Origin of the sequence: Micromonospora sp. U56, from assembly GCF_018070095.1 — a bacterium.
In the GTDB taxonomy this organism is placed as follows: Bacteria; Actinomycetota; Actinomycetes; order Mycobacteriales; family Micromonosporaceae; genus Micromonospora; species Micromonospora purpureochromogenes.
This window is the reverse complement of sequence record NZ_JAGPYL010000042.1, coordinates 1-26,402: the sequence shown is the minus strand read 5'-3', so window position 1 is coordinate 26,402 and position 26,402 is coordinate 1. Positions and strand designations below refer to the sequence as shown.

General features: G+C 73.7%; 23 protein-coding genes. 10 read left to right on the top strand and 13 right to left on the bottom strand.

The window, feature by feature from the left end; genetic code table 11:
• Window positions 1-17: 17 nt before the first annotated feature.
• The 9 genes from KBX37_RS16120 to KBX37_RS16080 form a co-directional block, all read right to left on the bottom strand.
• On the bottom strand, window positions 18-527 hold the full coding sequence (locus tag KBX37_RS16120) for a GNAT family N-acetyltransferase (protein WP_210776768.1): 510 nt from the start codon (window positions 525-527) through the stop codon (window positions 18-20).
• Entirely contained in the window at window positions 524-1,453 is a 930-nt protein-coding gene (locus KBX37_RS16115; RefSeq protein ID WP_210776767.1) for a ribonuclease Z, read from the bottom strand. The genes KBX37_RS16120 and KBX37_RS16115 overlap by 4 nt, the downstream gene beginning before the upstream one ends.
• A gap of 387 nt (window positions 1,454-1,840) precedes the next feature.
• The gene (locus KBX37_RS16110) at window positions 1,841-3,025 is read right to left on the bottom strand and encodes an osmoprotectant NAGGN system M42 family peptidase (RefSeq protein WP_210776766.1); all 1,185 of its coding nucleotides are present in this window, start codon (window positions 3,023-3,025) and stop codon (window positions 1,841-1,843) included.
• Window positions 3,022-4,839, bottom strand: a complete 1,818-nt coding sequence (gene ngg, locus KBX37_RS16105; RefSeq protein ID WP_210776765.1) for an N-acetylglutaminylglutamine synthetase — start codon at window positions 4,837-4,839, stop codon at window positions 3,022-3,024. The genes KBX37_RS16110 and ngg overlap by 4 nt, the downstream gene beginning before the upstream one ends.
• Before the next feature lie 2 nt (window positions 4,840-4,841).
• Window positions 4,842-6,626, bottom strand: a complete 1,785-nt coding sequence (locus tag KBX37_RS16100) for an N-acetylglutaminylglutamine amidotransferase (protein WP_210776764.1) — start codon at window positions 6,624-6,626, stop codon at window positions 4,842-4,844.
• Between the two features lie 203 nt (window positions 6,627-6,829).
• Window positions 6,830-7,492, bottom strand: a complete 663-nt coding sequence (gene msrA, locus KBX37_RS16095; RefSeq protein WP_210776763.1) for a peptide-methionine (S)-S-oxide reductase MsrA — start codon at window positions 7,490-7,492, stop codon at window positions 6,830-6,832.
• A 73-nt stretch (window positions 7,493-7,565) separates the two neighbouring features.
• A complete protein-coding gene (locus tag KBX37_RS16090) occupies window positions 7,566-7,991 on the bottom strand; it encodes an HIT family protein (protein ID WP_210776762.1) in 426 nt (141 codons plus the stop codon).
• 45 nt (window positions 7,992-8,036) lie between these two features.
• Window positions 8,037-8,729 (bottom strand): nucleotidyl transferase AbiEii/AbiGii toxin family protein, encoded by a 693-nt coding sequence (locus KBX37_RS16085; protein WP_210776761.1) that lies wholly within the window; start codon window positions 8,727-8,729, stop codon window positions 8,037-8,039.
• Window positions 8,729-9,058, bottom strand: coding sequence for a hypothetical protein (locus KBX37_RS16080; protein WP_210776760.1), 330 nt, complete (start codon window positions 9,056-9,058; stop codon window positions 8,729-8,731). Before KBX37_RS16080 ends, KBX37_RS16085 begins: the two co-directional genes overlap by 1 nt.
• Before the next feature lie 95 nt (window positions 9,059-9,153).
• On the opposite strand from KBX37_RS16080, the gene KBX37_RS16075 reads away from it, so the two are divergent.
• From KBX37_RS16075 to ilvA, 4 genes are read left to right on the top strand one after another with little or no spacing between them, the layout of a single operon-like run.
• On the top strand, window positions 9,154-10,293 hold the full coding sequence (locus KBX37_RS16075; protein WP_210776759.1) for a cystathionine gamma-synthase: 1,140 nt from the start codon (window positions 9,154-9,156) through the stop codon (window positions 10,291-10,293).
• A 16-nt stretch (window positions 10,294-10,309) separates the two neighbouring features.
• Entirely contained in the window at window positions 10,310-11,719 is a 1,410-nt protein-coding gene (locus KBX37_RS16070) for an amidase (RefSeq protein ID WP_210776758.1), read from the top strand.
• Window positions 11,720-11,730: 11 nt separating this feature from the next.
• A complete protein-coding gene (locus KBX37_RS16065; RefSeq protein ID WP_307849087.1) occupies window positions 11,731-12,732 on the top strand; it encodes a DUF4328 domain-containing protein in 1,002 nt (333 codons plus the stop codon).
• On the top strand, window positions 12,729-13,949 hold the full coding sequence (gene ilvA / locus KBX37_RS16060; protein WP_210776757.1) for a threonine ammonia-lyase: 1,221 nt from the start codon (window positions 12,729-12,731) through the stop codon (window positions 13,947-13,949). Before KBX37_RS16065 ends, ilvA begins: the two co-directional genes overlap by 4 nt.
• Window positions 13,950-14,025: 76 nt before the next feature.
• Here ilvA and greA read toward each other — a convergent pair whose 3' ends face one another.
• A complete protein-coding gene (gene greA / locus KBX37_RS16055) occupies window positions 14,026-14,526 on the bottom strand; it encodes a transcription elongation factor GreA (protein WP_154939421.1) in 501 nt (166 codons plus the stop codon).
• 138 nt (window positions 14,527-14,664) lie between these two features.
• A complete protein-coding gene (locus KBX37_RS16050) occupies window positions 14,665-15,099 on the bottom strand; it encodes a DUF4307 domain-containing protein (RefSeq protein WP_210776756.1) in 435 nt (144 codons plus the stop codon).
• Between the two features lie 190 nt (window positions 15,100-15,289).
• On the opposite strand from KBX37_RS16050, the gene mca reads away from it, so the two are divergent.
• The 3 genes from mca (at window position 15,290) to KBX37_RS16035 (ending at window position 19,209) form a co-directional block, all read left to right on the top strand.
• A complete protein-coding gene (gene mca / locus KBX37_RS16045; RefSeq protein ID WP_210776755.1) occupies window positions 15,290-16,171 on the top strand; it encodes a mycothiol conjugate amidase Mca in 882 nt (293 codons plus the stop codon).
• 51 nt (window positions 16,172-16,222) lie between these two features.
• Window positions 16,223-16,498 carry a hypothetical protein gene (locus tag KBX37_RS16040; RefSeq protein ID WP_374103760.1) on the top strand — a complete coding sequence of 92 codons (276 nt, stop codon included), beginning with the start codon at window positions 16,223-16,225 and terminating at the stop codon, window positions 16,496-16,498.
• Window positions 16,499-16,746: 248 nt separating this feature from the next.
• Entirely contained in the window at window positions 16,747-19,209 is a 2,463-nt protein-coding gene (locus KBX37_RS16035) for a putative bifunctional diguanylate cyclase/phosphodiesterase (RefSeq protein WP_374103759.1), read from the top strand.
• A gap of 85 nt (window positions 19,210-19,294) precedes the next feature.
• On the opposite strand, the gene KBX37_RS16030 is transcribed toward KBX37_RS16035, so the two are convergent.
• On the bottom strand, window positions 19,295-20,326 hold the full coding sequence (locus KBX37_RS16030; RefSeq protein ID WP_210776752.1) for a phosphatidylinositol-specific phospholipase C domain-containing protein: 1,032 nt from the start codon (window positions 20,324-20,326) through the stop codon (window positions 19,295-19,297).
• Between the two features lie 134 nt (window positions 20,327-20,460).
• Here KBX37_RS16030 and KBX37_RS16025 point away from each other — a divergent pair, with 134 nt between their 5' ends.
• The 3 genes from KBX37_RS16025 (at window position 20,461) to purE (ending at window position 24,275) form a co-directional block, all read left to right on the top strand.
• A complete protein-coding gene (locus KBX37_RS16025) occupies window positions 20,461-22,497 on the top strand; it encodes a thioredoxin domain-containing protein (RefSeq protein ID WP_210776751.1) in 2,037 nt (678 codons plus the stop codon).
• A gap of 75 nt (window positions 22,498-22,572) precedes the next feature.
• Window positions 22,573-23,730, top strand: coding sequence for a 5-(carboxyamino)imidazole ribonucleotide synthase (locus tag KBX37_RS16020; protein ID WP_210776750.1), 1,158 nt, complete (start codon window positions 22,573-22,575; stop codon window positions 23,728-23,730).
• Window positions 23,731-23,783: 53 nt separating this feature from the next.
• Window positions 23,784-24,275 carry a 5-(carboxyamino)imidazole ribonucleotide mutase gene (gene purE / locus KBX37_RS16015; RefSeq protein ID WP_210776749.1) on the top strand — a complete coding sequence of 164 codons (492 nt, stop codon included), beginning with the start codon at window positions 23,784-23,786 and terminating at the stop codon, window positions 24,273-24,275.
• A gap of 140 nt (window positions 24,276-24,415) precedes the next feature.
• Here the strand turns inward: purE and KBX37_RS16010 are convergent.
• Window positions 24,416-26,402, bottom strand: a 1,987-nt coding sequence (locus KBX37_RS16010) for an SCO7613 C-terminal domain-containing membrane protein (protein ID WP_374103757.1), incomplete at its 5' end; no start/stop codon positions are given.

The following is a 26,402-nucleotide window of genomic DNA, read 5'->3' as shown; positions in this document are numbered from 1 at the left end:
AGAGCGAACGGGGCGGGTCAGAGCGGTCGGGCGTAGCGGACCTGCGGGACGACGATCGGGCCGAAGTGCTCGTCGCGCCGGGTGCCCTCCGGCGTCCAGCCGCCGCGCTCGTAGAAACGACGCGCGTCGAGGTTCTGCGCCAGCACCCAGAGCACCGCCCGGGACCAGCCGCGCGACCGCATGGCGTCCAGCGCGTCGACCATCAGCTCGCGGCCGGTGCCCCGGCCCCGCTCGTCGGGGTCGAGGTGGATGGCGTTGAGCAGGCCGGTGGCCGGGTCGCCCTCGTCGTCCGGGCCCAGGTAGCTGAAGCCGACCAGCCGGCCGTCCCGCTCGGCCAGGGTCATCCGGTGGTCGTCACGCTCCCAGCCGAACCGCTCGACCCAGTACCGGCCCATCGCCTCGGCCGACGGGTCGGCCAGCGCCTCCGCCGGCAGGAATGAGGAGTAGGCGGCCGCCCGCGACCGCCGGTGCAGGGCTCCGACCGCCATCAGGTCGTCGACGGTGGCGGGGCGCAGCGTGAGGGTCATCCGGCCGAGGCTACCCGGCGGGGCGGGACCGGCACGGTGCTCAGGTCCTCGGCGATGACCAGGTCCCCGGCGAAGTGCCGGCGGGCCTCGTCGGCGAAGCGGCGCAGGTCGCTGTACCGCTGGGAGAAGTGGGTGAGCACGAGCTTGCGTACCCCCGACTCGGTCGCCACCCGCGCGGCCTGAGCCGCGGTCAGGTGGCCGGCCTCGGCGGCCAGGGCGGTCTCCGACTCCAGGAAGGTCGACTCGATCACCAGCAGGTCGGCGTCTTCGGCGAGGGCGTACACCGCGTCGCAGAGCGCGGTGTCCATCACGAAGGCGAACCGCTGGCCCGGTCGGGTCACGCTCACCTCGTCCCGGGTGACGCGCCGCCCGGCCAGGTCGAGGTGGCCGACGCGGAGCAGCTCCCCGACCGCCGGTCCGGCGATCCCGTACGCGGACAGCCGCTCCGGCAGCATCCGGCAGCCGTCCGGCTCCACCAGCCGGTAGCCGTACGTCTCGATGGAGTGCCGCAGCCGGCGGGCCTCCAGCGTGCCCCCGCGCAGGGTGATCCGCTGCCCGTCCGCCTCGATCGGCTCGACGACCAGCTCGGCGGTCTCGTGGAAGGAGGTGGCGTGCCGCAGCCGGGCGAAGTACTCGGCGCCGCCGGCCGGGAAGTGCACCGCCACCGGGTGCGGCACCCGGTCCAGGGAGAGCCGCTGGATGATACCGGGCAGGCCGAGGCAGTGGTCGCCGTGGAAGTGGGTGACGCAGATCCGGGTCAGGTCGGTGGCGGTTACCCCGGTGTGCAGCAGCTGCCGCTGGGTGCCCTCACCCGGGTCGAAGAGGATCACCTCGTCGTCCCAGCGCAGCACGTACCCGTTGTGGTTGCGCTGCCGGGTGGGGGCCTGGCTGGCCGTCCCGAGCACCACCAGCTCGCGCATGGACAAGGCGGCCTCCCCGCTGAGCTGACCGGTCCGGCCGGGCCGGACATGAAGCGACCCCCGGGGCTTCCGCGCTCGCGCGCGGGCCGGCTGGACTGGGCCGGCACCCCGGGGGTCGGGTGGCTGTCGTGGTTTCGCCGCACCGCTGCCACACGGTCTCGACGATGGTGCAGATGCCCGCCTCGCGGCGGACGGGTGTCACTGTCGAGGACAGCGGCTAGCGGACAGCCACCTCACGAGTCCGATTGCTATACAAGTCTGGACCACCTCCTTTCCCGTGTACGGCCACGCTATCCAGTCCCGCGGGGCACCGGCAACGGATTTCGATCACAGCCCGGACGGAAATGCGTCGGGCCCGCCCCGCCCGCCGACGGGCAACGGTCGCCGGCGGGATCAGGAGGCGTCGGCGATGCCGATCGGGCCCTCCCGGGGGCCCTCCTCGCTGGCCGGCTGCACCGCCAGCGACGGGAAGTCGGCCAGGTCGCCCTCGGGCTCGGCGTCCCACTCCGGGAAGACCAGGTCGCTCTGCAGGTAGAGGCAGAGCAGTTGGGTGAGGTGGCGCAGCCCGTCCAGGTGGGTGCGCTCGTGGCCGTGGGTGGCGTCCACGCCGAAGCCGAGCAGGGCCACCCGGGCGTGCGCGCCGGCCTCGACCGCCGCCGCCACGTCCGAGCGGTAGTAGTCGAAGACGTCCCGGACCAGGTCGACGCCGTGCTCGCGGGCGATCGAGGCGAGGTTGCGGGTCAGGTGGTAGTCGAACGGGCCCACCCCGTCGCCCATCGCCAGGGTGGCCGCGTCCTCCCGGGACTGCTGGCCGGGGGCGACCACCGCCGCGTCCACCGAGACGATCTCGGCGACGTCCGGGTCGAGGCCGTGGCTGGCGCCGTGGCCGATCTCCTCGGTGACGGTGACCAGCAGGTGCGCGGTGACCGCCGGGGTGATCCCGGCGTCGACCATCGCCTTGAACGCGGTGAGCACGGCGGCCACGCCGGCCTTGTCGTCCAGGTGCCGCGACTTGACGTACCCGCTCGGGGTGATCGTCGGGTTGGGCAGGAACGCCACGAAGTCGCCCGCGTCGATGCCGAGCGCGCGCAGGCCGGCGACGTCGTCGACCGGCTCGTCGAGCCGTACCTCGACGTGCTCCCAGCCGACGCCCTGCACGTCGACGTCGTCGTTGTAGCGGTGCCCGCTGGCCTTCAGCGGCAGCACCTGACCGGTGATCACCCGCTCCAGGTCGTCGGTGAAGACCCGGACGTGCGCGCCCTCGGCGAACCGGGCGCTGTGCGTGCCGATGGTCTTCAGCTCCAGCCGGCCGTTCTCCTTGAGCCGCTTCACCATGCCGCCGATGGTGTCGGTGTGCACCACGATCGCCCGGTCGGCACCGGTCTGGCGGGGGCCGGGCAGGCAGGCGCTCAGCGCGCCGCGCCGGGTCAGCGTGGAGGAGATGCCCAGCGCGGAGAGCCGCTCGCCGACGTACTGCTGCACGTGGTCGGTACGCCCCGACGGGCTCGGGATCTCCAACAGCTCCAGCAGCACCTGGCGCAGGTAGTCCAGGTCGATCACCAGTGGCTTCGGGCTCACGCGGCGGCTCCCGGTCCGGCCGGGCTCCAGAGCCGCTGCGGGGCGCGGGTGCCGGGGAAGAGCAGGTCGACGAAGCGCTCGGCGGTCGGCTGCGGCTCGTGGTTGGCCAGCCCGGGCCGCTCGTTGGCCTCGATGAAAACGTGCTCCGGCCGGTCCGGCGCCGGCACCAGCAGGTCCAGCCCGGTCACCGGGATGTCCAGCGCCCGGCTCGCCGCCACGCAGGCCTCGGCGATCGCCGGGTGCAGCTCGGCGGTCACGTCGTGGATGGTGCCGCCGGTGTGCAGGTTGGCCGTCCGGCGGACGGCCAGCACCTCACCCTCGGGCAGCACGTCGTCCATCCGGTACCCGGCCTCCGCGACCACCTCGCGGGTCATCTCGTCGACCGGGATGCGGGACTCGCCCCCGGTGGCGGCGGCCCGGCGGCGGCTCTGCCGGTCGATCAGCGCGGCGATGTCGTGCACCCCGTCGCCGGTCACCTGCGCCGGCCGGCGGACGGCGGCGGCCACCACCTCGTGGTCGATCACGATCACCCGCAGGTCCTCGCCGTCGCGCAGCTTCTCGATCAGCACGTCCGGGCAGAACCGCCGGGCCAGCTCGACCGCCGCGGTCAGCGCCTCGGCGGTGCGCACGCCGACGGTGATGCCGTTGCCCTGCTCGCCCCGCGCCGGCTTCACCACCACCGGCCCGACGTCGGCGAGGAAGGCGAGGTCGTCCGGCCCGCCGGTGGCGGTCCGGCCGCGCGGCACCGACAGCCCCGCCTCGGTGAGGATCCGGCGGGTGACCCGCTTGTCGTCGCAGCGGCTCATCGCCACCGCCGAGGTCAGTTCGGACAGCGACTCGCGGGTGTGGATGGTCCGGCCGCCGTTGGTCAGCCGCAGTTCCCCCCAGCGCGAGTCGGTGACCTCCACCCGGATGCCGCGCCGCATCGCCTCGTCGGCGACGATCTTCGCGTACGGGTTGAGGTCGTCGTATCCGGCCGGGGTGGCGGGCAGGAAGAGCCGCTCGTTGATCGGGTTCTTCCGCTTCACGCAGAGCGTGGCGGTGCGGTGGAAGCCGAGCCGCTCGTAGAGCCGGATCGCGCCGGAGTTCTCGGCGAGCACGGACAGGTCGACGAAGGCCCGCCCCCGTTCGTCGAGCCGGTCGGCCAGCCCGGTCAGCAGCGCCTGTCCGGTGCCGGGCGGCGCGGTGTTGAAGTCGACGGTCAGGCACCAGAGGCTGGCGCCGTTCTCCGGGTCCGCGAAGACCGTCACGTGGTCCACGCCGGTGATGGTGCCGACGATGTCGCCGGTCGCGGCCTCGGCGACCAGGTGCAGGAAGCGGTCGTTGCCGGCGTTGTCGACCAGCACGTCGACCGGCGCGGTGACCATGCCGTTGCGGGCGTAGATCCGGTTGACCGCGTCCGCGTCGTCGGCGTCGCGCAGCGGCCGGATCACCAGGCCGGGGACCTCGCCGTCGCCGTCGGTGGCGGCCGGACGCCGCTCGCCCAGCGGCAGCCGGTAGGTCAGCGACGGGTCGATGAACAGCTCGTCCGGGAGCCGGGACACCAGCACGTGCGGGTCGCGCAGGTAGATGCAGATGTCCCGGGCGCCGGCCGCCTCGGAGCGCAGCACGTCCGCCACCGCCGCCTGGTCGGTGAAGGTCTGGCCGAAGACCAGCCGCCCCCAGCCGCAGTCCAGCACCACGCCGGCCCCGTCGGTGCTGCGCGGGCGGGGCGCCGGCGTGCCGGGCGCGATCGGGTCGCCACCGGGGCCGATCCGCTCCCGGTGTCGGCCCGGCACCCGTTCCCGGTCGGTGGTCGTCACCGTGTCGGTCATGGTCAGTCGATCCCGTGGCTCTGGAGCCACATTTCCAGGAGTCCCAGCTGCCACAGCTTGTTTCCGTTCAACGGGGTCAGTTCGGCGTTCGGGTCGGCGAGCAGCGCGTCGACGTAGTCGGCGCGGAACAGGTCGCGGCGGCGGGCGGCCGGCGCGGAGAGCGCGTCGCGTACGCGGTCGAGCAGCTTGCCCTCCAGGTGGGTGAGGCCCGGCACCGGGAAGTAGCCCTTGGGTCGGTCGATCACCTCGTGCGGCAGGACCCGGCGGCCGATCTCCTTGAGCACGCCCTTGCCGCCCTGGGCCAGCTTCAGCTCGGGCGGGCAGCTCGCGGCCAGCTCCACGAACTCGTGGTCCAGGAACGGCACCCGGGCCTCCAGCCCGTGCGCCATGGTCATGTTGTCGACCCGCTTCACCGGGTCGTCGGTGAGCATGATCTGGGTGTCGATCCGCAGGCCGGCGTCGACCGCGGTCTGCGCGCCGGGCCGGGCCAGGTGCGCCGCCACGAACTCCCGCGCCGGGTCGCCGTCGGCCAGCCGGTCCGGGTTGAGCACCCGCGCCAGGCCGGCCGCGTCCCGGTCGAAGAACGCCTTGGCGTACGTCTGCAGCGCCTGCTCCCGGTCGATGCCGGCCAGCGGCGGGTACCAGTGGTAGCCGCCCAGGATCTCGTCGGCGCCCTGCCCGGACTGGACCACCTTGACGTGCCGCGACACCTCCTGGCTGAGCAGATAGAAGGCGACGCAGTCGTGGCTGACCATCGGCTCGCTCATCGCCGCGACGGCCGCCTCCAGCGGCGGCACCAGGTCGCCGGCGGCCACCTTGAGCTGGTGGTGGTCGGTGTCGAAGGTCTTCGCGATCAGATCGGAGTAGACGAACTCGTCGCCCTCCCGGCCGCCGACCGAGTCGAAACCGATGGAGAAGGTGGACAGCCCGGACTGCCCCTCGCCGGCCAGCAGCGCGACCACCAGGCTGGAGTCCAGCCCGCCGGAGAGCAGCACGCCGACCGGCACGTCGGCGACCATCCGGCGGCGCACGGCGGTGGTCAGCGACTCCAGCAGGGCGTCCTGCCAGTCCTGCTCGGACCAGGCGGCCCGCTCGGCGGTCCGGGTGAAGGACGGGTCCCAGTAGACCCGCTCGTGGGTGCGGCCGTCGGGCTCGTAGACCCGGACGGTGGCCGGGGGCAGCTTGGTGACGCCGCGCAGGATGGTCCGCGGCGGCGGCACGATGCTGTGGAAGCTCAGGTAGTGGGCGAGCGCCACCGGGTCGATGGCGGTGTCCACGCCGCCGCCGGCCAGCAGCGCCGGCAGGGTGCTGGCGAAGCGCACCACGCCCGGCGTCTCGGCCAGGTAGAGCGGCTTGATGCCGAGCCGGTCGCGGGCCAGCACCAGCCGGCCGGTGTCCCGCTCGGTGATCGCCACGGCGAACATGCCGATCAGGTGGTCGACGAAGTCGAGCCCCCACTCGGCGTACGCCTTGACGACGACCTCGCTGTCGCCGGAGGAGAAGAAGCGGTGCCCCTTGGCCTGCAACTCCTCGCGCAGCTCGCGGTAGTTGTAGACGCAGCCGTTGAAGACGCCGGTCAGGCCGGCGGCGGCGTCCACGATCGGTTGGCCGCTGGCCGCGGAGAGGTCGATGATCTTCAGGCGTCGATGTCCGAGCGCTGTCGGTCCCTGGGACCAGACCCCACTGTCGTCCGGGCCTCGGTCACTCATCGTGGCCGCCATGCGCTCCACGGCCGACACGTCGGCCCGTGAACCGTCACGGCGAAACTCTCCCGCAAGTCCGCACATGCGAGCCCATGCTGCCAGAGGTTGTTGCAGTTCGCCTGTTGAGACGATGACAGTCGGGTGACGCTTCGCTATCATGCGCCGCTACCGTCGGTAGCCACCGCCCCGGGCCGGCGGTTCCTGTGCTGCCGGCGACCTATGCCGGAAATGTGCCGGGCCTGCGGTGTGAGGAACACCGCAGGCCCGGTATCGGACATTCCGGTCGGTCAGCCGGTCGTACGCGCCACGCCGACCGGGCAGCTCAGCCCGTTGGGGCCGTGGTTGCAGTACCCGTTCGGGTTCTTCGTCGGGGCGAGGTACTGCTGGTGGTTGTCCTCGGCGAAGTAGTAGTTACCCAGCGGCCTGATCTCCGTGGTGATCTCACCCTTGCCGGCCCGGGCCACGATCGGCGCGAACGCGTCCCGCGACGCCTCCGCGGTCGCCCGCTGCTCGTCGGTCGTCGTGTAGATCGCGGAGCGGTACTGGCTGCCCACGTCGTTGCCCTGGCGCATGCCCTGGGTCGGGTCGTGGTTCTCCCAGAAGACCTTGAGCAGGTCCTCGTAGCTGATCTTCGCGGGATCGTAGACCACCTGGACCACCTCGGCGTGCCCGGTCATCCCCGAGCAGACCTCCTCGTACGACGGGTTCGGCGTGATGCCGCCCGCGTAGCCGGCGGAGGTGGTGATCACCCCGGGCAGGGTCCAGAACAGCCGCTCGGAACCCCAGAAACAGCCCATGCCGAAGACGGCGACCTGGGCACCCTCCGGGAACGGACCCCTCAGGGTCGACGGCAGCACCTCGTGCCGGTCACCGATCGGCATCGCGATCGGGCGACCCGGCAGGGCCTGGTCGGGGGTGGGCAGTTCGGCCTTCATACGGCGAAGGAACACGGTGGGTCTCCTTTCGTACTTCTGCCGCCTGCAACACCGCCGGACCCCGGTTCCTTACCCGGGGTTGGCGGAATCAGGCGGCGGCGGGCGACAGGGCGGCGGTGACCTGGTCGGCGTACCCCTGCGCCTCGGCGTCGTCGGCGTAGCGGGTGCGCGGCCAGAAGAAGCCGCGCAGGCCGTCGCCCTTTGTCCGGGGCACCACGTGGGTGTGCAGGTGCGGGACGGATTGGGACACCTTGTTGTTCATCGCCACGAACGTCCCACCGGCCCCCAGGCCGGCCTCCACCGCCACCGCGAGCCGCTGGACCAGGCCGAAGTAGCCGGGCAGCGCCGTCGCCGGCAGGTCGGTGAGGGTGATCAGGTGGGTGCGGGGCACCACCAGCACGTGGCCCTTGAACACCGGCCGGGTGTCCAGGAAGGCGACGCCGTCCGGCTCGTCGGCCACCCGGAACGCCGGCACCTCGCCCGCCACGATCCCGCAGAACACGCACCCGCTCACCGGGCCAGGCTAGTACCGGGCGGCCGGTGCCCGCTCGCACGGTGATCACAGCTCGTCGAGGTAGCTGTCCCACTCGTCGTCCGGCGGGCCCTGTGGCCCGGTCTCCCTGTTCGCCAGCCGCCGTCGGATGTCGGCCTCCCACCGTCCGGCCCAGGTCCGCAGCTCATCGATGTCCGCTTGGCTCAGCCCGTAGGACAGGAAGGCGCGTGGATCGCGTTCGTCGATGGCGCCGAGCCGGTCGGCCAGCTCCTCCAGCGAGAATCCCGCCGTGTGTCGTGCGCCGAAAGCCTCCAGGTCCTTCCAGCTCAGTCGGGCGTTCGCCGCATGGATGTCGATGAAGTCGCGATGCGCCGCCCGGTCATGCAGCGCCCGCATCTTGAGTCCGACGGCGTCGTCGAAGGCGAGAACGGGACCGATGCTCAACCGGGCCGGCGGTGCGAGCGCCTCCTTGAGCAGATCCACCTCGCACACCGCCGTGCCGGTCGAGATGACGAGTCGGGCCATTCGTGGGGTGGCCTCGATGACACGTGCGGAGAACCCGGCGTTCGTGTAGGCCGCCGCGAGCCGGTCGACCACCCGCTGAAGCGGCAGCGCGGTGGCCGTGGCGAAATCAATGTCCTGCGACGGTCGGCTCACCAGCTCGTGCGCGCACATGGCGTAGCCGCCGGCCAGCACCAGACCAAGGTCGTCGCCGGCGTTGAGGCCGACCTCGACGAGCTGGCGGTGCAGAGCGTCCATCAGGCGGTGGAGAGATCGGGCAGCCGGCGCTCCCAGAGCGCGACCAGCCGACGGGCGGTCAGCCGTCGGATCCGAGGCCAGTCGCGGCGCAGCAGCTCGGCGTTGACGTACCGGACGATGTCGTCGCGCTGCCCGCAGTCGAGCAGAAGGCAGTAGAGAGTCAGCCGTTCCCGGGGGTCGCTGACGTCGAACTCGACCGGCCCCGACCAGGCGAGCCATACCGGCAAGCTGACCCGGCCGTGCTCGGGCCCGTCGAGCAGTGCGAGAGCGGCCGGGATGCGGTCGGCCGCGCCGATCAGGCGCGAAGGCAGCATCGCGGGCGAGGTCACCGAGCAAGTATGTCCCACCCGTCCGACAGGCCGCCGCCGCGACCCGCGGCCGGGTTCCGCCCGCCCGGGCGGACCGGCGGACTAACGTCTCGGGAATGAGTCACGGCTTCGAGACGCTCGCCATCCACGCCGGCCAGGACCCCGAGGCCCGCACCGGCGCGGTGATCCCACCGATCTACCAGACCAGCACCTACGCCCAGGACGCCGTCGGCGCGCCTCGGCACGGCTACGAGTACAGCCGCTCCGGCAACCCCACCCGGGACGCGCTCCAGGAGTGCCTCGCCGCCCTGGAGGGCGGCCCGGTGGCGCTCGCCTTCGCCAGCGGCCTGGCCGCCGAGGACACCCTGCTCCGCACCGTCTGCAAGCCGGGCGACCACGTGGTGATCCCGGACGACGCGTACGGCGGCACCTACCGGCTCTTCGCCCGGGTCGCCGAGCGCTGGGGACTGGACTACACCCCGGCCAAGGTCTCCGACACCGACGCCGTGCGGGCCGCCATGCGCGCCACCACGAAGATCGTCTGGGTGGAGACGCCGACCAACCCGCTGCTCGGCATCGCCGACATCGCCGCCCTGGCCGCCGTCGCGCACGACGCCGGGGCACTGCTGGCGGTCGACAACACCTTCGCCTCGCCGTACCTGCAGCAGCCGATCGCGCACGGCGCGGACGTGGTGGTCCACTCGACCACCAAGTACATCGGCGGACACTCCGACGTGGTGGGTGGCGCACTGATCGCCGCCGACGCCGGCCTCGGCGACGAGCTGCGCTACCACCAGAACGCGATGGGCGCGATCAACGGGCCCTTCGACGCCTGGCTGACCCTGCGCGGCATCAAGACCCTCGGGGTACGGATGGACCGGCACTGCGACAACGCCGAGCGGATCGCCGCGTACCTGGACGGCCACGCCAAGGTCGCTGAGGTGATCTACCCGGGTCTGCCCTCGCACGCCGGTCACGAGGTGGCCGCGAAGCAGATGCGCCGGTTCGGCGGCATGATCTCCTTCCGCGCCACCGGTGGCGAGGAGCACGCCGTGGAGATCTGCAACCGGGCCAAGCTCTTCGTGCTCGCCGAGTCGCTCGGCGGCGTCGAGTCCCTGATCGAGCACCCGGGCCGGATGACACACGCAAGTGCTGCCGGCTCGCCGCTTGAAGTTCCCGGCGATCTCGTGCGACTGTCTGTCGGCATCGAGACGGTCGACGACCTGCTCGCCGATCTGGAGCAGGCGCTGGGCTGACCGCTGGCTGGGGAGGGTGGCCGTGCAGGACATCATGCCGACCTGGGTCGGAGCGACCGCCAAGCAGATCGCCCGGGGCGTACGCCGGGGCGATGTCTCGGCCACCCAGGTCGTCGCCGATCACCTGGACCACATCGCCCGGGTCGACGCCGACCTCGCCGCGTTCCGCACGGTACGCGGCGGGGAGGCGGTCACCGAGGCGGAGAAGGTCGACGAGCAGGAGGACCTGGCCAACCTTCCGCTGGCCGGGGTGCCGGTGGCGGTCAAGGAGAACACCGCCGTCGCCGGCGTACCCACCTGGAACGGCTCGGCTGCCTGCCGCACCCCGGTCGCCGAGGCCGACCACGAGGTGGTCCGGCGGCTGCGCGGCGCCGGCGCGGTGATCCTCGGGGTGACCCGGATGCCGGAGCTGGGCCTCTGGGCCCTCACCGACGACGAGTCCGGGATCACCCGCAACCCGTGGGACACCCGCCGCACCCCCGGCGGCTCCTCCGGCGGCGCCGCCGCCGCGGTGGCCGCCGGGCTGGTGCCGATCGCGCACGGCAACGACGGGCTCGGCTCGATCCGGATCCCGGCGGCCTGCTGCGGCCTGGTCGGCCTGAAGCCGGGCCGGGGCGTGATCCCCACCCAGCTCGGCGCGGAGGACTGGTTCGGCCTCACCGAGCACGGGATGCTCAGCACCACGGTGGCGGACGCCGCGGTCGGCTTCCAGGTGCTCGCCGGGCGCCGGGCCGACAAGCTGGTGCCGCCGCCGCGGCTGCGGGTCGGTGTCTCGCTGCGCTCCCCGGTACGCGGCATCTCGCCGGACGCCCCCAACCGGGACGCGGTGGCCGCCGCCGGCCGACTGCTCGCCGCCGCCGGCCACGACACCGTTCCCGCCGACCCGGTCTACCCGACCGCGCTCGGCCTCCAGGGCATCGCGACCTGGTTCGCCGCGGCCGCCGCCGACGTGCGGGCCGCCGGGATCGCCCGGCGTGACCTTCAGCGGCGGAGCCGCCGGCACGTCGCGCTCGGCGAGTGGGCGCAGCGGCGGGGGTACGTCCGGGAGGCCGACCGGGCCGCCTGGCGCGAACGCTCGATCAACTTCTTCACCGACCACTCGGTCGACCTGCTGCTCACCCCGGCGCTGGCCGGCCCGCCGCCGGAGGCCGCCGCCTGGTCCAGCCGGTCGTGGGTGGCCAACATGAAGGCCAACATCCGGTACGCCCCGTACGCGGCGCCCTGGAACATCGCCGGCCTGCCGGCCATCGTGGTGCCGGTCGGCCGGCGCCCGGACGGCCTGCCCGTCGCCGCGCAGCTGATCGGTCCGCCCGGCTCGGAGCTGCTGCTGCTCTCCGTCGCCGGGCAGTTCGAGATGCAGGCGCCGTGGACCAGGCACGCCCCCGGCTATCCGCGGGTCGAAACGGGGTCACCGGCCGCCGCATGATCGTCTAGCGTGTGCGCGCACCCCCTCGCCGCACCCCCTGGACGGTCCCCATGCTCTGCCAGACCTGCGGGGACGTCACGTCCCCGAGCTTCAACGAGTGCCAGAACTGCTATACCCCCCTCGGACAGCCGGCCGTCACGCCGGGGCTGGCGACCCACGCCGTGCGCGGCATCGGCCTGGCCGCCTCGATCGCGGTCGGCGTGACCGCCGCGTTCTACCTGCTGTCCGCGCTCGCCCCGGTGGCCGGGATGGTGCTGGCGAGGCAGGCCGAACGCGACGGCGACAGCGAGGTGCTCCTCGGGGCCATGCTCTTCGAGGTCGCGCTGAGCCTGCCGTTCGTGGTGGCCTACCTGACCGCCGCCGTGCTGGTCATCATCTGGACCTGGCGGGCGCGCAAGAACATCGACGCCTTCCCCGGCGCGCTGCCCGTCCTCGGTCAGGGTTGGGCGATCGCCGGCTGGCTGGTGCCGTTCGCCAACTTCGTGGTGCCCGTCCGGGTGGTGGCCAACATCGCCCGGGACAGCCTCTGGCGCCGGAGCACCCCGTGGCTGGTCGTCGTCTGGTGGGCGGCGTGGCTGGTCTTCAGCGTCGGCGAGCGGCTGTTCAGCCGCAAGAACGACCTCGAGTACACCCAACTCCCCGAGACGGCCGTCGACCCCGCGGACTTCCAGGCGTACGTGGACTACTACCAGGGCGCCCTCGGCCGCAACGCGATCCCGGCGATCGCCTGCGTGGTGGCCGCCGCGTCGTTCATCGTGCTGATCCGGAAGATCTCCGCCGCCCAGCAGGACCGGATCGCCCGCGCCACCCCGGCCTGGCCGTACGCCCCGGGGACCCCGGCGCCCGGCGGGTTCGCCCCCGGCACGCCGGCACCGGCCGGCGCGCCCGGCACGTTCGCCCCGCCGCAGCCGCAGCCGCAGCCGCAGCCGGCGCCCGCGCCGCAGGCCTCGGCCGACACGCCCCCGGCGTCGCCGCAGGCTCCCCCGGTGCCGGGTGGCACGATCGGGGCATGACGGAACTGGTCGGTCTCGCCGACGTACGGGCCGCGCGGGAACTGCTCGCCGGCGTCACCCGCACCACCCCGCTGGAGCCCTCCCGGCCGCTGAGCGCCAAGCTGGGCGGTCCGGCGTGGCTGAAGTGCGAGAACGTGCAGCGCGCCGGGTCGTACAAGGTGCGCGGCGCGTACGTGCGGATCTCCCGGCTGAGCGAGGAGGAGCGCGCCCGGGGCGTGGTCGCGGCCAGCGCCGGCAACCACGCCCAGGGCGTCGCCCTCGCCGCCGGCCTGGTGGGCGCCCACGCCACCGTGTTCATGCCGGTGAACGCGCCGCTGCCGAAGGTGGCCGCCACCAAGGGGTACGGCGCGCAGATCGAACTGGTCGGCAACACCGTCGACGAGTCCCTGGTGGCGGCGCAGACCTACGCCGAGCGGACCGGCGCGGTGCTGATCCACCCGTTCGACCACCCCGACGTGATCGCCGGTCAGGGCACCGTGGCGCTGGAGATCCTCGAACAGTGCCCCGACGTGAAGACGATCATCACCGGGGTCGGCGGCGGTGGCCTGATCTCGGGCATGGCGGTGGCGGCCAAGGCGCTGCGCCCCGACGTACGGGTGGTCGGGGTGCAGGCGGCCAGCGCGGCGGCCTTCCCGCCCTCGCTGATCGCCGGCGAGCCGGTACGCCTGCCGTCCTTCGCCACCATCGCCGACGGGATCGCGGTCGGCCGGCCGGGGGAGATCACCTTCACCCACGTCCGCAAGCTGGTCGACGAGATCGTCACGGTCTCCGAGGAGGACATCTCCCGGGCGCTGCTGATGCTGCTGGAGCGCGGCAAGCAGGTGGTCGAGCCGGCCGGCGCGGTGGGCGTGGCCGCGCTGCTGGCCGGGGTCGTCGAGGTGGAGGCGCCGGTGGTCGCGGTGCTCTCCGGCGGCAACATCGACCCGCTGCTGATGCTGCGGGTGATCGAGCACGGCCTGGCCGCCGCCGGGCGTTACCTGCGGTTCACGGTGCGCTGTTCGGACCGGCCCGGTCAGCTCGCCTCGCTGCTCACCGAGATCGCCGAGCACCGGGCGAACGTGGTCGACGTGGAGCACCAGCGGGCCAACCCGCACCTGCGCCTCGGCGAGGTGGAGGTGGCGCTGTCGGTGGAGACCCGGGGCGTCGAGCACTCCGACACGCTGATCAGCGCCCTGCGGGCCAGCGGCTACCAGGTGGTCTTCGCGGCCGAGGCGTGACACCGGCGACGGTGCCACGCCTCGGGGCGTACGCGATGGGGAACCGCCGGGTCGCGCGGACCCGGCGGGGCCGGACTCAGCCGGAGAACGGCTCGAAGCTGACCACGGTCACCTTGATGTCGGCGCCGCTCGGCGCCGTGTAGGTGCAGGTCTGGCCGGGGCGACCGCCCAGGATCGCCTTGCCGAGCGCCGACTCCGGGCTGTAGACCGTCAGGTCGGTGGTGGAGGCGATCTCCCGCGAGCCGAGCAGGAACGTCTCGGTGTCGTCCTGGTCGTCGTCGAAGTAGATCGTCACGACCATGCCGGGCGACACCGAGTCGGCGGTCGGCGCCTCGCCGACCTTGGCGGTGCGCAGCAGCTCCTTGAGGTAGAGGATGCGCCCCTCGGCCTTGCCCTGCTCCTCGCGGGCGGCGTGGTAGCCACCGTTCTCCCGCAGGTCGCCTTCCTCGCGCCGGGCGTTGATCTCGGCGGCGATGACCGGCCGGTTGGCGATGTGCTGGTCGAGCTCGGCCTTCAGGCGGTCGTACGCGTCCTGGGACAGCCAGGTGGCGGGCGCCTCGTTGTCATTGGTGGACACAGGCGTACTCCTCGATCGTGCGGAACTGGCTGACAGGTGAATTACCAAGTTACCAGTGCGGCACACCCGCGGGTGTCGTCGATCACCCCCGGCACCGCTACCCGACCCTGGTCCGGGACGTCCGCGCCGGCCGGTGGGTCAGCCGGCGGGTCGGCAGCGGAGGACCTCGCCGATGAAGGGCCGCGCGGTGGTGGCGATCCGGTGCTGGGCGGTGACCTGCCGTGCGCCGGGCCGCGCGCTCACCGCGACCTCGTCCCGACCCACCTCGGCGCCGTCGTGGGAGCGGGCCCGCAGCACGCACACCCCGGCGCCGCCCTCGGGCAGGGTGACCCGGAAGTCGACCCGCACCCCGGTGTCGGTGACGTCGGTGTAGGTGATCACCTCGGCGTCGTACGTCGGGTCGCCGTACCGGGCGTAGAGCTGCATCGCGACCAGGGCCAGCCCGGCGACCAGGGCGGCGGCCAGCAGCCAGACCAGCAGCGGCCGGCGGCGGCCCGGCTCGCGGCGGCGGCCGTACCGTCCGGGCGGGAACGCGGGCGCGCCCGGGGTGATTGTGGCGTGCGTCTCGGTCACCGGCGGGTATCTCCTGGCGTTGTTGTCGGAAGCATCGGCAAGAATGGGAGAGTTCCACGCTCCCAAGCTCGTCCTGTTGTCAAGGATGACAGGTCGGCGCCGGCAGGGTCCGGCACGGGGGAGGATTCCGGCAGGTCAGCCGGGCGGCCCGGGGTGGGCCGTCGGCCGGCACAGACGAGGAGCGCCCACAGTGGCAGAGCAACTGCGTCTCATGGCGGTGCACGCGCACCCCGACGACGAGTCGAGCAAGGGCGCCGCGACCATGGCGAAGTACGTCGCGGAGGGTGTCGACGTCCTGGTCGTGACGTGCACCGGCGGCGAGCGCGGCAGCGTGCTCAACCCCAAGATGGACCGGCCCGACGTCTGGGCCAACATCGGCGAGATCCGCCGCGCCGAGATGGACGCCGCCCGGGCGATCCTCGGCGTCGAGCAGGCCTGGCTCGGCTTCGTCGACTCGGGGCTGCCCGAGGGCGACCCGCTGCCGCCGCTGCCCGGGGGCTGCTTCGCCCTGCAGGACGTCGAGGTCGCCGCGGGTCCGCTGGTGCGGCTGATGCGCGAGTTCCGTCCGCACGTCGTCACCACGTACGACGAGGAGGGCGGCTACCCGCACCCCGACCACATCATGACCCACAAGGTGAGCGTGGCCGCCTTCGAGGCGGCCGGCGACCCGGAGCGCTACCCGGAGCTCGGCGAGCCCTGGCAGCCGCTCAAGCTCTACTACGACATCGGCTTCTCCAAGGGCAAGATCATGGCGCTGCACGAGGGCATGCTCGCCGCCGGCCTGGCCTCCCCCTACGAGGAGTGGCTCAAGCGCTGGGACGACCGCCCCGACAAGGGCCCGCGGATCACCACCCGGGTGGAGTGCGCCGACTACTTCCCGGTCCGCGACGACGCGCTGCGCGCCCACGCCACCCAGATCGACCCGGACGGCTTCTGGTTCCACGTCCCGATGGAGCTGCAGCGGCACGCCTGGCCCACGGAGGACTTCCAGCTGGTCCGCTCGCTGGTCGACAGCCCGCTGCCCGAGTCGGACCTCTTCGCCGGGGTGCGCGAGACGGCCCATGCCCGCTGACCGGGCGGGGGGCTACGCTGAAACCCCACCGCACATCGGAGAAACACCATGCTGACCGCCGCTGCCCAGGTGCTCGCGGAGAACAACTTCGGTGACACCCGCACGGGTGGTCTGGCCGGGCCGATGGGCCTCTTCCTCATCCTGCTCCTGGCCGCCGCCACCATCCTGCTGATCCGCAACATGAACGCCCGGCTGCGCCGGCTGCCCGACCGGTTCCCCAGCCAGGGGCAGGCCGACACGTCGGCCACCGATCCGGCGGACGGGACCTCGACGCAGGAATCACGGACCGACACGCCCAACGGCCACCAGCAGCACCGAAACGGCTAGTCGGAGCGTGATTCACGCCGATCCGGGTCGTCAGCCCCTGTTGCGACCACCCGGATTGGCTTAGCCTTCCGCCGGGGGGACCGAAAAGTCCCTGAGCCGTGCGCGGGAGGGGGCGCCATGACCGTCGCAGCAGCGTCCGTCCCGGGCATCCCCCGTGTGCCGGCGGACGGAGCGGGCCGGTGACGTCCGGCCGGGCCGGCGACCACGTCGACCGGCCCGATCCGGGCGGCACGCCGCCACGGGTGCTCCTGCTGATCACCGCCGTCACGCTGACCGCCTTCACGGCGGTCCTGATCGGCCTGACCGTCCCCGTCACGCTGCCGCCGGACGATGCTCTTCCCGCCGCCGCGCGGTTCGGCATCGCCCTCGCCGCGTTCGCGGTCGCCCAACTGGCTCGGCTGAGGTTCCGCACCGCCACCGGCATGGTCAGCATCACCTGGGGTGAGGCCGCGCTGATCGTCTGCCTCTACCTCGTACCGGCCGGGTGGCTGCCGGCCGCGGCGCTGCTCGGCACCGGGCTGGCCTGGACGGGGATGTCCCTGGCCGTCGACCGCCGACCCCCGCTCGAGGTGCTGCGGATCGCCGCCTCGCTGACCGCCGCCACCGCGCTCGCCGTCGCGGTCGCCACCGCGCTCGGCGCGCCGCTGCTGGCCGCGCCCACCCCCGGGCTCGCGCTCGCCCTGATCGCCGGCTCGGTGACCTACCTGCTCGCCACCGCCTGCCTCGGCGGCGCCACCCTGGCGCTGCGGCACGGCGTCGCCGTCGGCCCGCCGGTGCTCGCCGCGCTCCGGGGCAAGCTGCTGATGTTCGTCGGCAACGTCGCGGTCGGCCTGGTCGTGGTCGCCCTGGTGGAGATCGACGCCCGCTGGCTGCTGCTGCTCCCGCCGCTGCTCTGGCTGCTCCAGCAGACCTACCGGCACCGGCTCCGGGCCGACCAGGAACGGCGGGACTGGCGGGCCTTCGCGGAGGCGACCGCCGCGCTCAACCAGCTCGACGAGCGCGGGGTGGCCACTGCCGCGGTGACCGGCGCGCTGACCCTCTTCGGCGCGGAGCTGGTCGACGTCGACGTGGCCCGGGGCGACGGCCGCTGGCGCCGGTACCGGGGGGACGCCTCCGGCCAGGTGCGCGACCGCGAGGTCGGGCCGCCCGCCCGGCCGTCCACCGCGGAGCACGAGCTGGCCCGCCCGCTGACCGTCGGCGACGTCGAGGTCGGCGAGCTGCGGGTCCGCTTCCCCGCCACCGCGCCACCGAGCGCCCGCGAGCGGGACGCCGTGGCCGCCTTCTCCGACGCCCTCGCCGCCGCGCTGCACGACGCGGCCACCCACCGGGAGCTGCGGCTGGTCAGCGCGCGGTCGTCGTACGAGGCGGTGCACGACGCGCTGACCGGGCTGGTGAACCGGGCGGCCATGCTCAGCAAGGGCGACCAGGCGCTGCGGCAGCTCGCCCACGACCACCCGGTGGCGCTGCTGCTGCTCGACATCAACCAGTTCAAAGAGGTCAACGACACCCTCGGGCACGCGGCCGGCGACCAGCTGCTGCGGCTCACCGCCAACCGGCTCGGCACCCTCGCCCGCCCGGGCGACCTGCTGGGGCGCCTCGGCGGGGACGAGTTCGCGCTGCTGCTGACATCGGTCCCGGTGATCGGCGACCGGTCCGCCCCGATGGCGTACGCGCTGCGCCAGGCCCGGGAGATCGCCGAGCGGCTGGCCGCGCCGACCGAGGTGGCCGGGGTGCGGATGTCGGTCGAGGTGTCGGTGGGGGTGGTGGTGGCCGGGGCGGGCACCGCCGACCTGACCGAGCTGCTGCGCCGGGCCGACATCGCCATGTACCAGGCCAAGGAGGGCGGCGGCAGCGTCGCCGCGTACGACAGCGCCCGCGATGCCGCGAGCACCGACCAGCTGGCGCTGCTGGCGGAGCTGCGGGAGGCGCTGCAGGCCGACGACCAGTTGGTGCTGGCCCTGCAGCCGGCGGTCGACCTGGCCACCGGCGCCCCGACCGGGGTGGAGGCGCTGATCCGCTGGCGGCACCCGCGCCGCGGCTGGCTCGGCCCGGTCGACTTCATCCGCCCGGTGGAGAACAGCGAGCAGCTCGGCGCCTTCACCCGGTACGTGCTGGACAAGGCGCTCGCGGTGGCGGCCGACTGGGCTCGGGACGGCCTGGACGTGCCGATCTCGGTGAACCTGTCGGCCCGTAGCCTGCTCGACCCCCGGCTGCCGGCCGAGATCGCCGACGCGCTGCGCCGCCACCAGGTGCCGCCGCACCGGTTGGTCCTGGAGATCACCGAGACGGTGGTGATGAGCGAGCTGGAGGTGATCGACGAGGTGCTGGCCACGGTCCGCGCGATGGGCGTGCAGCTCGCCGTCGACGACTTCGGCACCGGCTTCTCGTCGCTGACCTTCCTGACCCGGATCGCGGTCGACGAGCTCAAGGTGGACCGCTCGTTCGTGATCCGGATGGCCGAGTCGCCGGAGGCCGCGGCGATCGTCCGGACCACCGTCGGGCTCGCCCACGAGCTGGGGCTGCGGGTGGTGGCGGAGGGGGTGGAGACCGCCGAGCAGCGGCTCGCCCTGGCCGAGCTGGGCTGCACCGCCGCCCAGGGCTACCACTTCTTCAAGCCGATGCCGGCCGACAAGATCGGCGCGGTGCTCGGCACGCTGCGCGAGTCGGCCGAGTCGAACGTCTTCCCGCTGCGCGCCGACGGCGCCTCCTGACCCACCGCCCGCTCGCGGGATGCGGCATGTCGCGGTGTCCGGGCGGCGGACACCGCGACGCCACAAACGGTGCCCGGGCGGCGGGTCAGGCGCGGGGGAGGACCTCGCCGACGACGGTCGGCAGGGCCGCCCAGTCGGCGGAGACGATGCTGGCGTGCGCCGCCGCCAGTTGGGCGACCCGGGCCCGGGCGGCGTCCGGGTCGGTGTTCCCCACCTTCGGCGGCACGTTCTGCGCGTCGGTCATCACCAGCAGGTAGTGGTTGGTGGCGTACCAGGAGGTGTCGATGCCGCCGCCGACGTACGCGCTCGCGTCGCCGTCGAAGACGACGAACCACGGCCGCAGGCTCACCTCGGTGTAGCGGGTGCGCGGGTCGCCGGCCTGGACGTTGTGCACGGCGGGGAACGCCTGGGCCCGGGCGAGGGTGCCGGCCGACGCCAGGCCGGCGAGGTGACGGGCGTACTCGACGTCGGTGCGGAGCGTGTCGGTGGGGTTGCCCTCCTCCACGGTGCCCGGGATCAGCTCCACGAGCACCCTGCCGGCGAGCTGCTGGCGGGTCGGCCAGGCGTCGGCCCGGGCGGCGGCGTCCAGCGAGGCGTACCCGCCGCGCAGGTCGACCGGGCGGAAGACCCGGTCGCCGAGCCGGGCGGCGAGCAGCGCGTCGAGCTGGACCGGCCCCTGCCCGGTACGGGCGCTGAAGCCGGTCTTCAGCTCCAGCTTGAGCTGCACCGGCCCGGCGTCGGGGTGGGCGCCCAGCCAGAGCCGGATGTCGTCCAGGCAGTGTTCGAGGTTCTTGTTGCGGGTGCCGGTGTAGAGCTGCGCGGCGCTGGTGGCGGCGACGCAGTTGTTGTCGTTGCCGAGCGGGTTGGAGTGGCTGACCCGCCACTGGCGCGTGAGCACGTCCGGCCAGACGTCCAGCTCGATCATCCCGGGCCGGGCGTCGAGCGCCTGCGCCAGGTAGGTGTAGGTGCCACGCTCGTACGCGTTGTGGGTGCCGACGGCCGTGGTCCCGGAGATCCGGGTGGCGGGGTCCACGGCGGCGGCTGCGGGTTGTCCGGTGAGGACGACCGCGAGCACCGCGACCGAGGTGAGTACGGACAGACGACGGGATCCGCGCATGCGTGCCTCCTCGCGAGGCCGGCGACGATCGCCGGCATGCACAGATATAAATAGATGGAAGTGAACTACGGAAGGCCCCGTGCTTGCCGCCGGTCCGACCGGCGCGGGCCCGCCCGGCTGGATATGGTCGTCGGGTGAACCGACTCGCCGACGCGACCTCGCCGTACCTGCTCCAGCACGCCGACAACCCGGTCGACTGGTGGCCCTGGAGCGCCGAGGCGTTCGCGGAGGCGAAGCGGCGGGACGTGCCGGTGCTGATCTCCGTGGGCTACGCGGCCTGCCACTGGTGTCACGTGATGGCCCACGAGTCGTTCGAGAACGAGCAGGTCGGCGCGCTGGTCAACGACGACTTCGTGGCGATCAAGGTGGACCGGGAGGAGCGGCCGGACGTCGACGCGGTCTACATGACCGCCACCCAGGCGATGACCGGGCAGGGCGGCTGGCCGATGACGGTCTTCGCCACCCCCGACGGCACCCCGTTCTTCTGCGGCACGTACTTCCCCCGGGCGAACTTCGTCCGGCTGCTGGAGTCGGTCGCCACCGCGTGGCGCGACCAGCGTGAGGCGGTGCTGCGCCAGGGCGCCGCTGTGGTCGAGGCGATCGGCGGCGCCCAGGCCGTCGGCGGCCCGACCGCCCCGCTCACCGCCGAGCTGCTGGACTCCGCCGCCGACCAGCTCTCCCGCGAGTACGACGCGACGAACGGCGGCTTCGGCGGGGCGCCGAAGTTCCCGCCGCACATGAACCTGCTCTTCCTGCTCCGGCACCACCAGCGCACCGGCTCGACGCGCAGCTTGGAGATCGCCCGGCACACCGCCGAGGCGATGGCCCGGGGCGGCATCCACGACCAGCTCGCCGGCGGCTTCGCCCGCTATTCGGTGGACGCGCACTGGACCGTGCCGCACTTCGAGAAGATGCTCTACGACAACGCCCTGCTGCTGCGGTTCTACGCCCAGCTCTGGCGGCTCACCGGCGACCGGATGGCCCGGCGGGTGGCCCGGGACACCGCCCGGTTCCTCGCCGACGAGCTGCACCGGGCGGGGGAGGGCTTCGCCTCCGCGCTGGACGCCGACACCGAGGGCGTCGAGGGGCTCACCTACGCCTGGACCCCGGCCCAGCTCGTCGAGGCGCTGGGCGAGGAGGACGGCCGCTGGGCCGCCGACCTGTTCGAGGTGACCGAAAAGGGCACCTTTGAGCACGGCACGAGCGTGCTGCGGCTCGCCCGCGACGTCGACGACGCCGACCCGGAGATCCGGGCCCGCTGGCGGGACGTCGTCGGCCGGCTGCTCGTCGCCCGGGACACCCGCCCGCAACCCGCCCGCGACGACAAGGTGGTGGCCGCCTGGAACGGCCTGGCGATCACCGCGATCGCCGAGTTCCTCCGGGTCGCCGCTCTCTACGCCTCGCCCGACGACGAGGACGCCAACCTGATGGAGGGCGTCACCATCGTCGCCGACGGCGCGATGCGCGATGCCGCCGAGCACCTGGCCGCCGTGCACATGGTGGACGGGCGGCTGCGCCGGGCGTCCCGGGACAAGGTGGTCGGCGAGCCGGCCGGCGTGCTGGAGGACTACGGCTGCGTGGCCGAGGCGTTCTGCGCGATGCACCAGCTCACCGGCGAGGGGCGCTGGCTGGAGCTGGCCGGCGGGCTGCTCGACGTGGCCCTGGCCCGGTTCGCCGCCCCGGGCGGCGGCTTCTACGACACCGCCGACGACGCCGAGCAACTGGTGGCCCGGCCGGCCGACCCGACCGACAACGCCACCCCGTCGGGGCGCTCGGCGATCGTGGCGGCGCTGGTGGCGTACGCGGCGCTGACCGGGGAGAACCGCTACCGGGAGGCGGCCGAGGCGGCGCTGGCCGCCGTCGCGCCGATCGTCGGGCGGCACGCCCGTTTCACCGGCTACGCGGCGACGATGGGGGAGGCGCTGCTCTCCGGGCCGTACGAGATCGCGGTGGCCACCGACGACGCGGTGGGTGACCCGCTGGTGGCCGCCGCCGTGCGGCACGCCCCACCGGGCGCGGTCGTGGTGGCCGGCCGACCCGACCAGCCGGGGGTGCCGCTGCTGGCGGACCGGCCGCTGGTCGACGGGCGGCCCACCGCGTACGTCTGCCGGGGTTTCGTCTGCCAGCGGCCGGTGACCTCGGTCGACGACCTGGTCGCCCAGCTCGGCTGACGCCCGGCGTTGAGCTGGCGGGCCGGCGCCCCTCGCGGCGGTGATCGCCGGCCGCCCGGATAGGCTGGCGGCGCTATGGATTCCCGTACCGGTCTGCCCGTCGTCGGCATGGTGGGCGGAGGCCAGCTGGCCCGGATGACCCACCAGGCCGCCATCGCCCTCGGCCAGTCACTGCGCGTGCTGGCGCTCGCCCCGGACGACGGCGCCGCCCTGGTCGCCTCCGACGTCCAGTACGGCGACCACACCGACCTTTCGGCGCTGCGCACCTTCGCCAAGGGCTGCGACGTGGTCACCTTCGACCACGAGCACGTGCCCACCGAGCACATCCGCGCCCTCGCCGCCGAGGGCGTGAAGCTCTTCCCGGCCGCCGACGCGCTGCTGCACGCCCAGGACAAGCGGATCATGCGGGAGCGCCTCGATGCGCTGGGCGCTCCGAACCCGGCCTGGCGGCCGGTCGCCGAGCCCGCCGACCTGGTCGCCTTCGGCGAGGAGAACGGCTGGCCGGTGGTGCTGAAGGCCGCCCGCGGCGGCTACGACGGCCGGGGCGTCTGGATGGTCGATGACCCGACCCGGGCCGCCGAGCTGGCCGCGACGCTGCTCGCCGGCGGCACCTCGCTGATCGTCGAGGAGCGGGTGGTGCTGCGTCGGGAGCTGGCCGTGCAGGTGGCTCGCTCGCCGTTCGGGCAGGTCGCCGCGTACCCGGTGGTGGAGACCGTGCAGCGGGACGGGATCTGCGTCGAGGTGCTCGCCCCCGCGCCCGACCTGCCGGAGGAGCTGGCGCTCGCCGCCCAGCAGCTCGCCATCGACCTGGCCACCGCGCTCGGCGTGGTCGGCCTGCTGGCGGTGGAGCTGTTCCAGACCGACGCCGGCCTGGTCGTCAACGAGCTGGCCATGCGGCCGCACAACTCGGGGCACTGGACCATCGAGGGCGCCCGCACCTCGCAGTTCGAGCAGCACCTGCGGGCCGTGCTCGACTACCCGATGGGGGACACCTCGCTGACCGCCCCGGTGGTGGTGATGGCGAACGTGCTCGGCGGCGAGCCGGGCGGCATCTCCATCGACGAGCGGCTGCACCACCTCTTCGCCGCCGAGCCGGGCGCCAAGGTCCACCTGTACGGCAAGCAGGTGCGACCGGGCCGCAAGATCGGGCACGTCACGGTGCTCGGCAACGACCTGGACGACGTACGGGCGCGGGCGGCGCGGGCCGCTTCCTGGCTGCGCGAGGGACAGTGAGCGCGAGGAGTGAGCTTGCGAGCCCCGCAGTCGCGAACGAAGGGAAGCCGCGTGTGAGCACCGTCGGGCTGATCATGGGCAGCGACTCGGACTGGCCGGTCATGAAGGCCGCCGCCGAGGCGCTGGACGAGTTCGGGGTGCCCTACGAGGTGGGCGTCGTCTCCGCCCACCGCACCCCGGTGAAGATGATCGAGTACGGCCGCTCCGCCGCCGACCGTGGCGTCAAGGTGATCATCGCCGGGGCGGGCGGCGCGGCCCACCTGCCCGGCATGGTCGCCTCGGTGACCCCGCTGCCGGTGATCGGCGTGCCGGTGCCGCTGAAGCACCTCGACGGGATGGACTCCCTGCTCTCCATCGTGCAGATGCCGGCCGGGGTGCCGGTGGCCACCGTGTCGATCGGCAACGCCCGCAACGCGGGCCTGCTCGCCGTCCGCATCCTGGCCGCCTCGGACCCGGCGCTGCTGAAGCGGATGACCGCCTTCCAGGCGAGCCTGGAGGAGATGGTGGCCGCGAAGGACGCCGCCCTCCGCGCCTCCCTCGCCTGACCGCTCCACACCACGACGGCGCTCACCGTCGATGATCCCAGACGCGCCATCACGCAGCGTGTCGGCTGTGCCGGTTCGTGATCCGCGACCACCCGCACGCTCTGCGCAACACGGCAGTCACGCCACAGGGACCCTCCGATTTATCTCATGCCGCGCAGCGCGGTCTGCAACCGCTCCTGGGCGCGGCGGCGGCGCTCGTTGCTCGCGCCCAGCCCCAGCAGCACCACGCCGACCGGGATCAGCACCAGCCACGGGCCGAGGCTGAACAGCGCGTGCACCGCGGCGATCGCCGTCACCGTGGCACCGACGATCACCGGTGCCTGCTGCCGGCTCGTGGTGCCGAAGATCAGCACCGCCACCGCGCCGAGCAGCAGCAGCACCTGCCGCAGCATGCTGGACTCGGTCGCCAGCACGATCGCCAGGGTCGGCACGAACGCGGTGACCAGCGCCGGCCCGTACGCCACCCAGCTCGACAGGTCCGGCCGGTGCCGCAGCTCCAGCACCCCCACCAGCAGGGCGAGCGCCGCGAACGGCAGCGTGTACGCCTCCGGCAGCGCCACGGCGGCGACCCGCATCAGGATCCACCAGGCGGTGATCTCGCAGGCCACCACCGCCCAGAACAGGATCTGCCGTTCCAGCGGGCGGCGCCCCGGCCGGCTCGCGGCGATCCCGAGCACGGCACCCCAGGCGGCCAGCAGGGCGGCGATGTGCCGGGGCGAGTCGTAGGCCAGCGCCAGGGCGATCAGCGCGGCCGCGTACCCGGTCCACTCCACGGTGGCCGCCTCGGGCTGCGCCTCGGGGCGGCGCAGCCTCGGCAGGGTCGCCGCGAAGACCTGCAACGCCGCGCCGACCGCCAGCACCCCGAACGCCGACCAGACGGCGGCGAGCCCGGCGACCAGCCCGGCGGTGAGCACGAAGAGTTGCGCCATCAGCGAGGCGAAGAGCCAGCCGAGGATGCGTGCCCGCTGGGTGGTGCCGTAGAGCGCCGCGACGCTGCCGACACCCACCGCCCCGCCCAGCGTGAACAGGGTCAGGCCCTGGGTGCCGAGGCTGCCGGCCAGCCCGGCGCCGCCGCCGGCCAGCCCGATCGCGAAGACCAGCACCCGGGTCACCCGCAGCGACCGGGCCGGCTCGGCCAGCGGCGGCGGCGGGGTCAGCGCGAGCCCGAGCATCGAGATGGTGAAGACCGCCAGTGCCGCCAGGGCGCTCTCCGGCCAGGCGTGGCCGAGCGCCACCGGAGTGATCAGCAGGGTCACCGCCAGCCCCGGCAGGACCACCGGTACGGCCCGCGCGCGCCGCCCGCCGCTGAGCCCGGTGGCCGCCAGCGCCGCGGTCGCGGTGAGCAGCAGCGCGGTCAGCACGTGGGTCGGGTCGACCGCCTCCGGAGGCGGGGTGAGCAGCTCCGGTGGCGGCCCCTGCCAGATCCGGGAGAGCATCCGGTGCGGCTCCACCAGGGCGATGTAGAGCAGCGGCGCGAGCGAGGCCAGGGCCAGCGCCGTCGGCAGCGCCGCCGCGGCGAAGGCGCCGACGGCCGGGCTGATGCGCCAGCGGCGTCGGGAGCCGTCGACCGGCACCCGGCGCAGCGCGCCGTCCAGCAGCACGGCCCACCGGCGTACCGGCTGGGCCGAGCCGACCGGCGGGACGGTGGCCGCCCGGACCAGCTCGGCGAGCACCCCGAGCAGCGCCGCCGCGGCGGCGTACACGCCGGAGGGGAGGTGGGCGAAGATGGCGGCCAGCGCGCTGACCGTCGCGCCGCCGACGATCGCCGCGCTCGCGTACGGCAGGTACTGCGGCACCTGGCGGCGGACCGCGGCGACCCCGGCCAGCCCGATGCTGGACGCCGCCAGCGCGCCGGTCAGCACCACCTGGGCCGAGTGACCGAACTCGGCGGCCAGCGCGGCGACCGCGCCCGGCAGCGCCAGCAGGGCCGCCCCGGCCGCCGCGCCGCCGATCCGCACCAGGTGCGGCGGCATCCCCTCGGTCTCCACGTCCTCCGTCAGCGACGGGGCGAGCCCCCGGGCCAGCGCCGCGACGACCAGGCCGATCAGCGCGATGGCGCCCAGCGCCAGCGCGGTGGTCCACGGCCGGACCAGCCCGGCCGCCGCGGCGTGCAGCGCCACCGCCCCG

Bases quoted from the DNA above. Each gene is read 5' to 3' on its own strand.
- KBX37_RS16020 (WP_210776750.1), top strand. From the start codon at position 22,573: ATGGATTCCCGTACCGGTCTGCCCGTCGTCGGCATGGTGGGCGGAGGC.
- KBX37_RS16100 (WP_210776764.1), bottom strand. From the start codon at position 6,626: ATGTGCGGACTTGCGGGAGAGTTTCGCCGTGACGGTTCACGGGCCGAC.
- KBX37_RS16085 (WP_210776761.1), bottom strand. From the start codon at position 8,729: ATGGACGCTCTGCACCGCCAGCTCGTCGAGGTCGGCCTCAACGCCGGC.
- ilvA (WP_210776757.1), top strand. From the start codon at position 12,729: ATGACGGAACTGGTCGGTCTCGCCGACGTACGGGCCGCGCGGGAACTG.
- ngg (WP_210776765.1), bottom strand. From the start codon at position 4,839: ATGACCGACACGGTGACGACCACCGACCGGGAACGGGTGCCGGGCCGA.
- KBX37_RS16075 (WP_210776759.1), top strand. From the start codon at position 9,154: ATGAGTCACGGCTTCGAGACGCTCGCCATCCACGCCGGCCAGGACCCC.
- KBX37_RS16030 (WP_210776752.1), bottom strand. From the start codon at position 20,326: ATGCGCGGATCCCGTCGTCTGTCCGTACTCACCTCGGTCGCGGTGCTC.
- KBX37_RS16120 (WP_210776768.1), bottom strand. From the start codon at position 527: ATGACCCTCACGCTGCGCCCCGCCACCGTCGACGACCTGATGGCGGTC.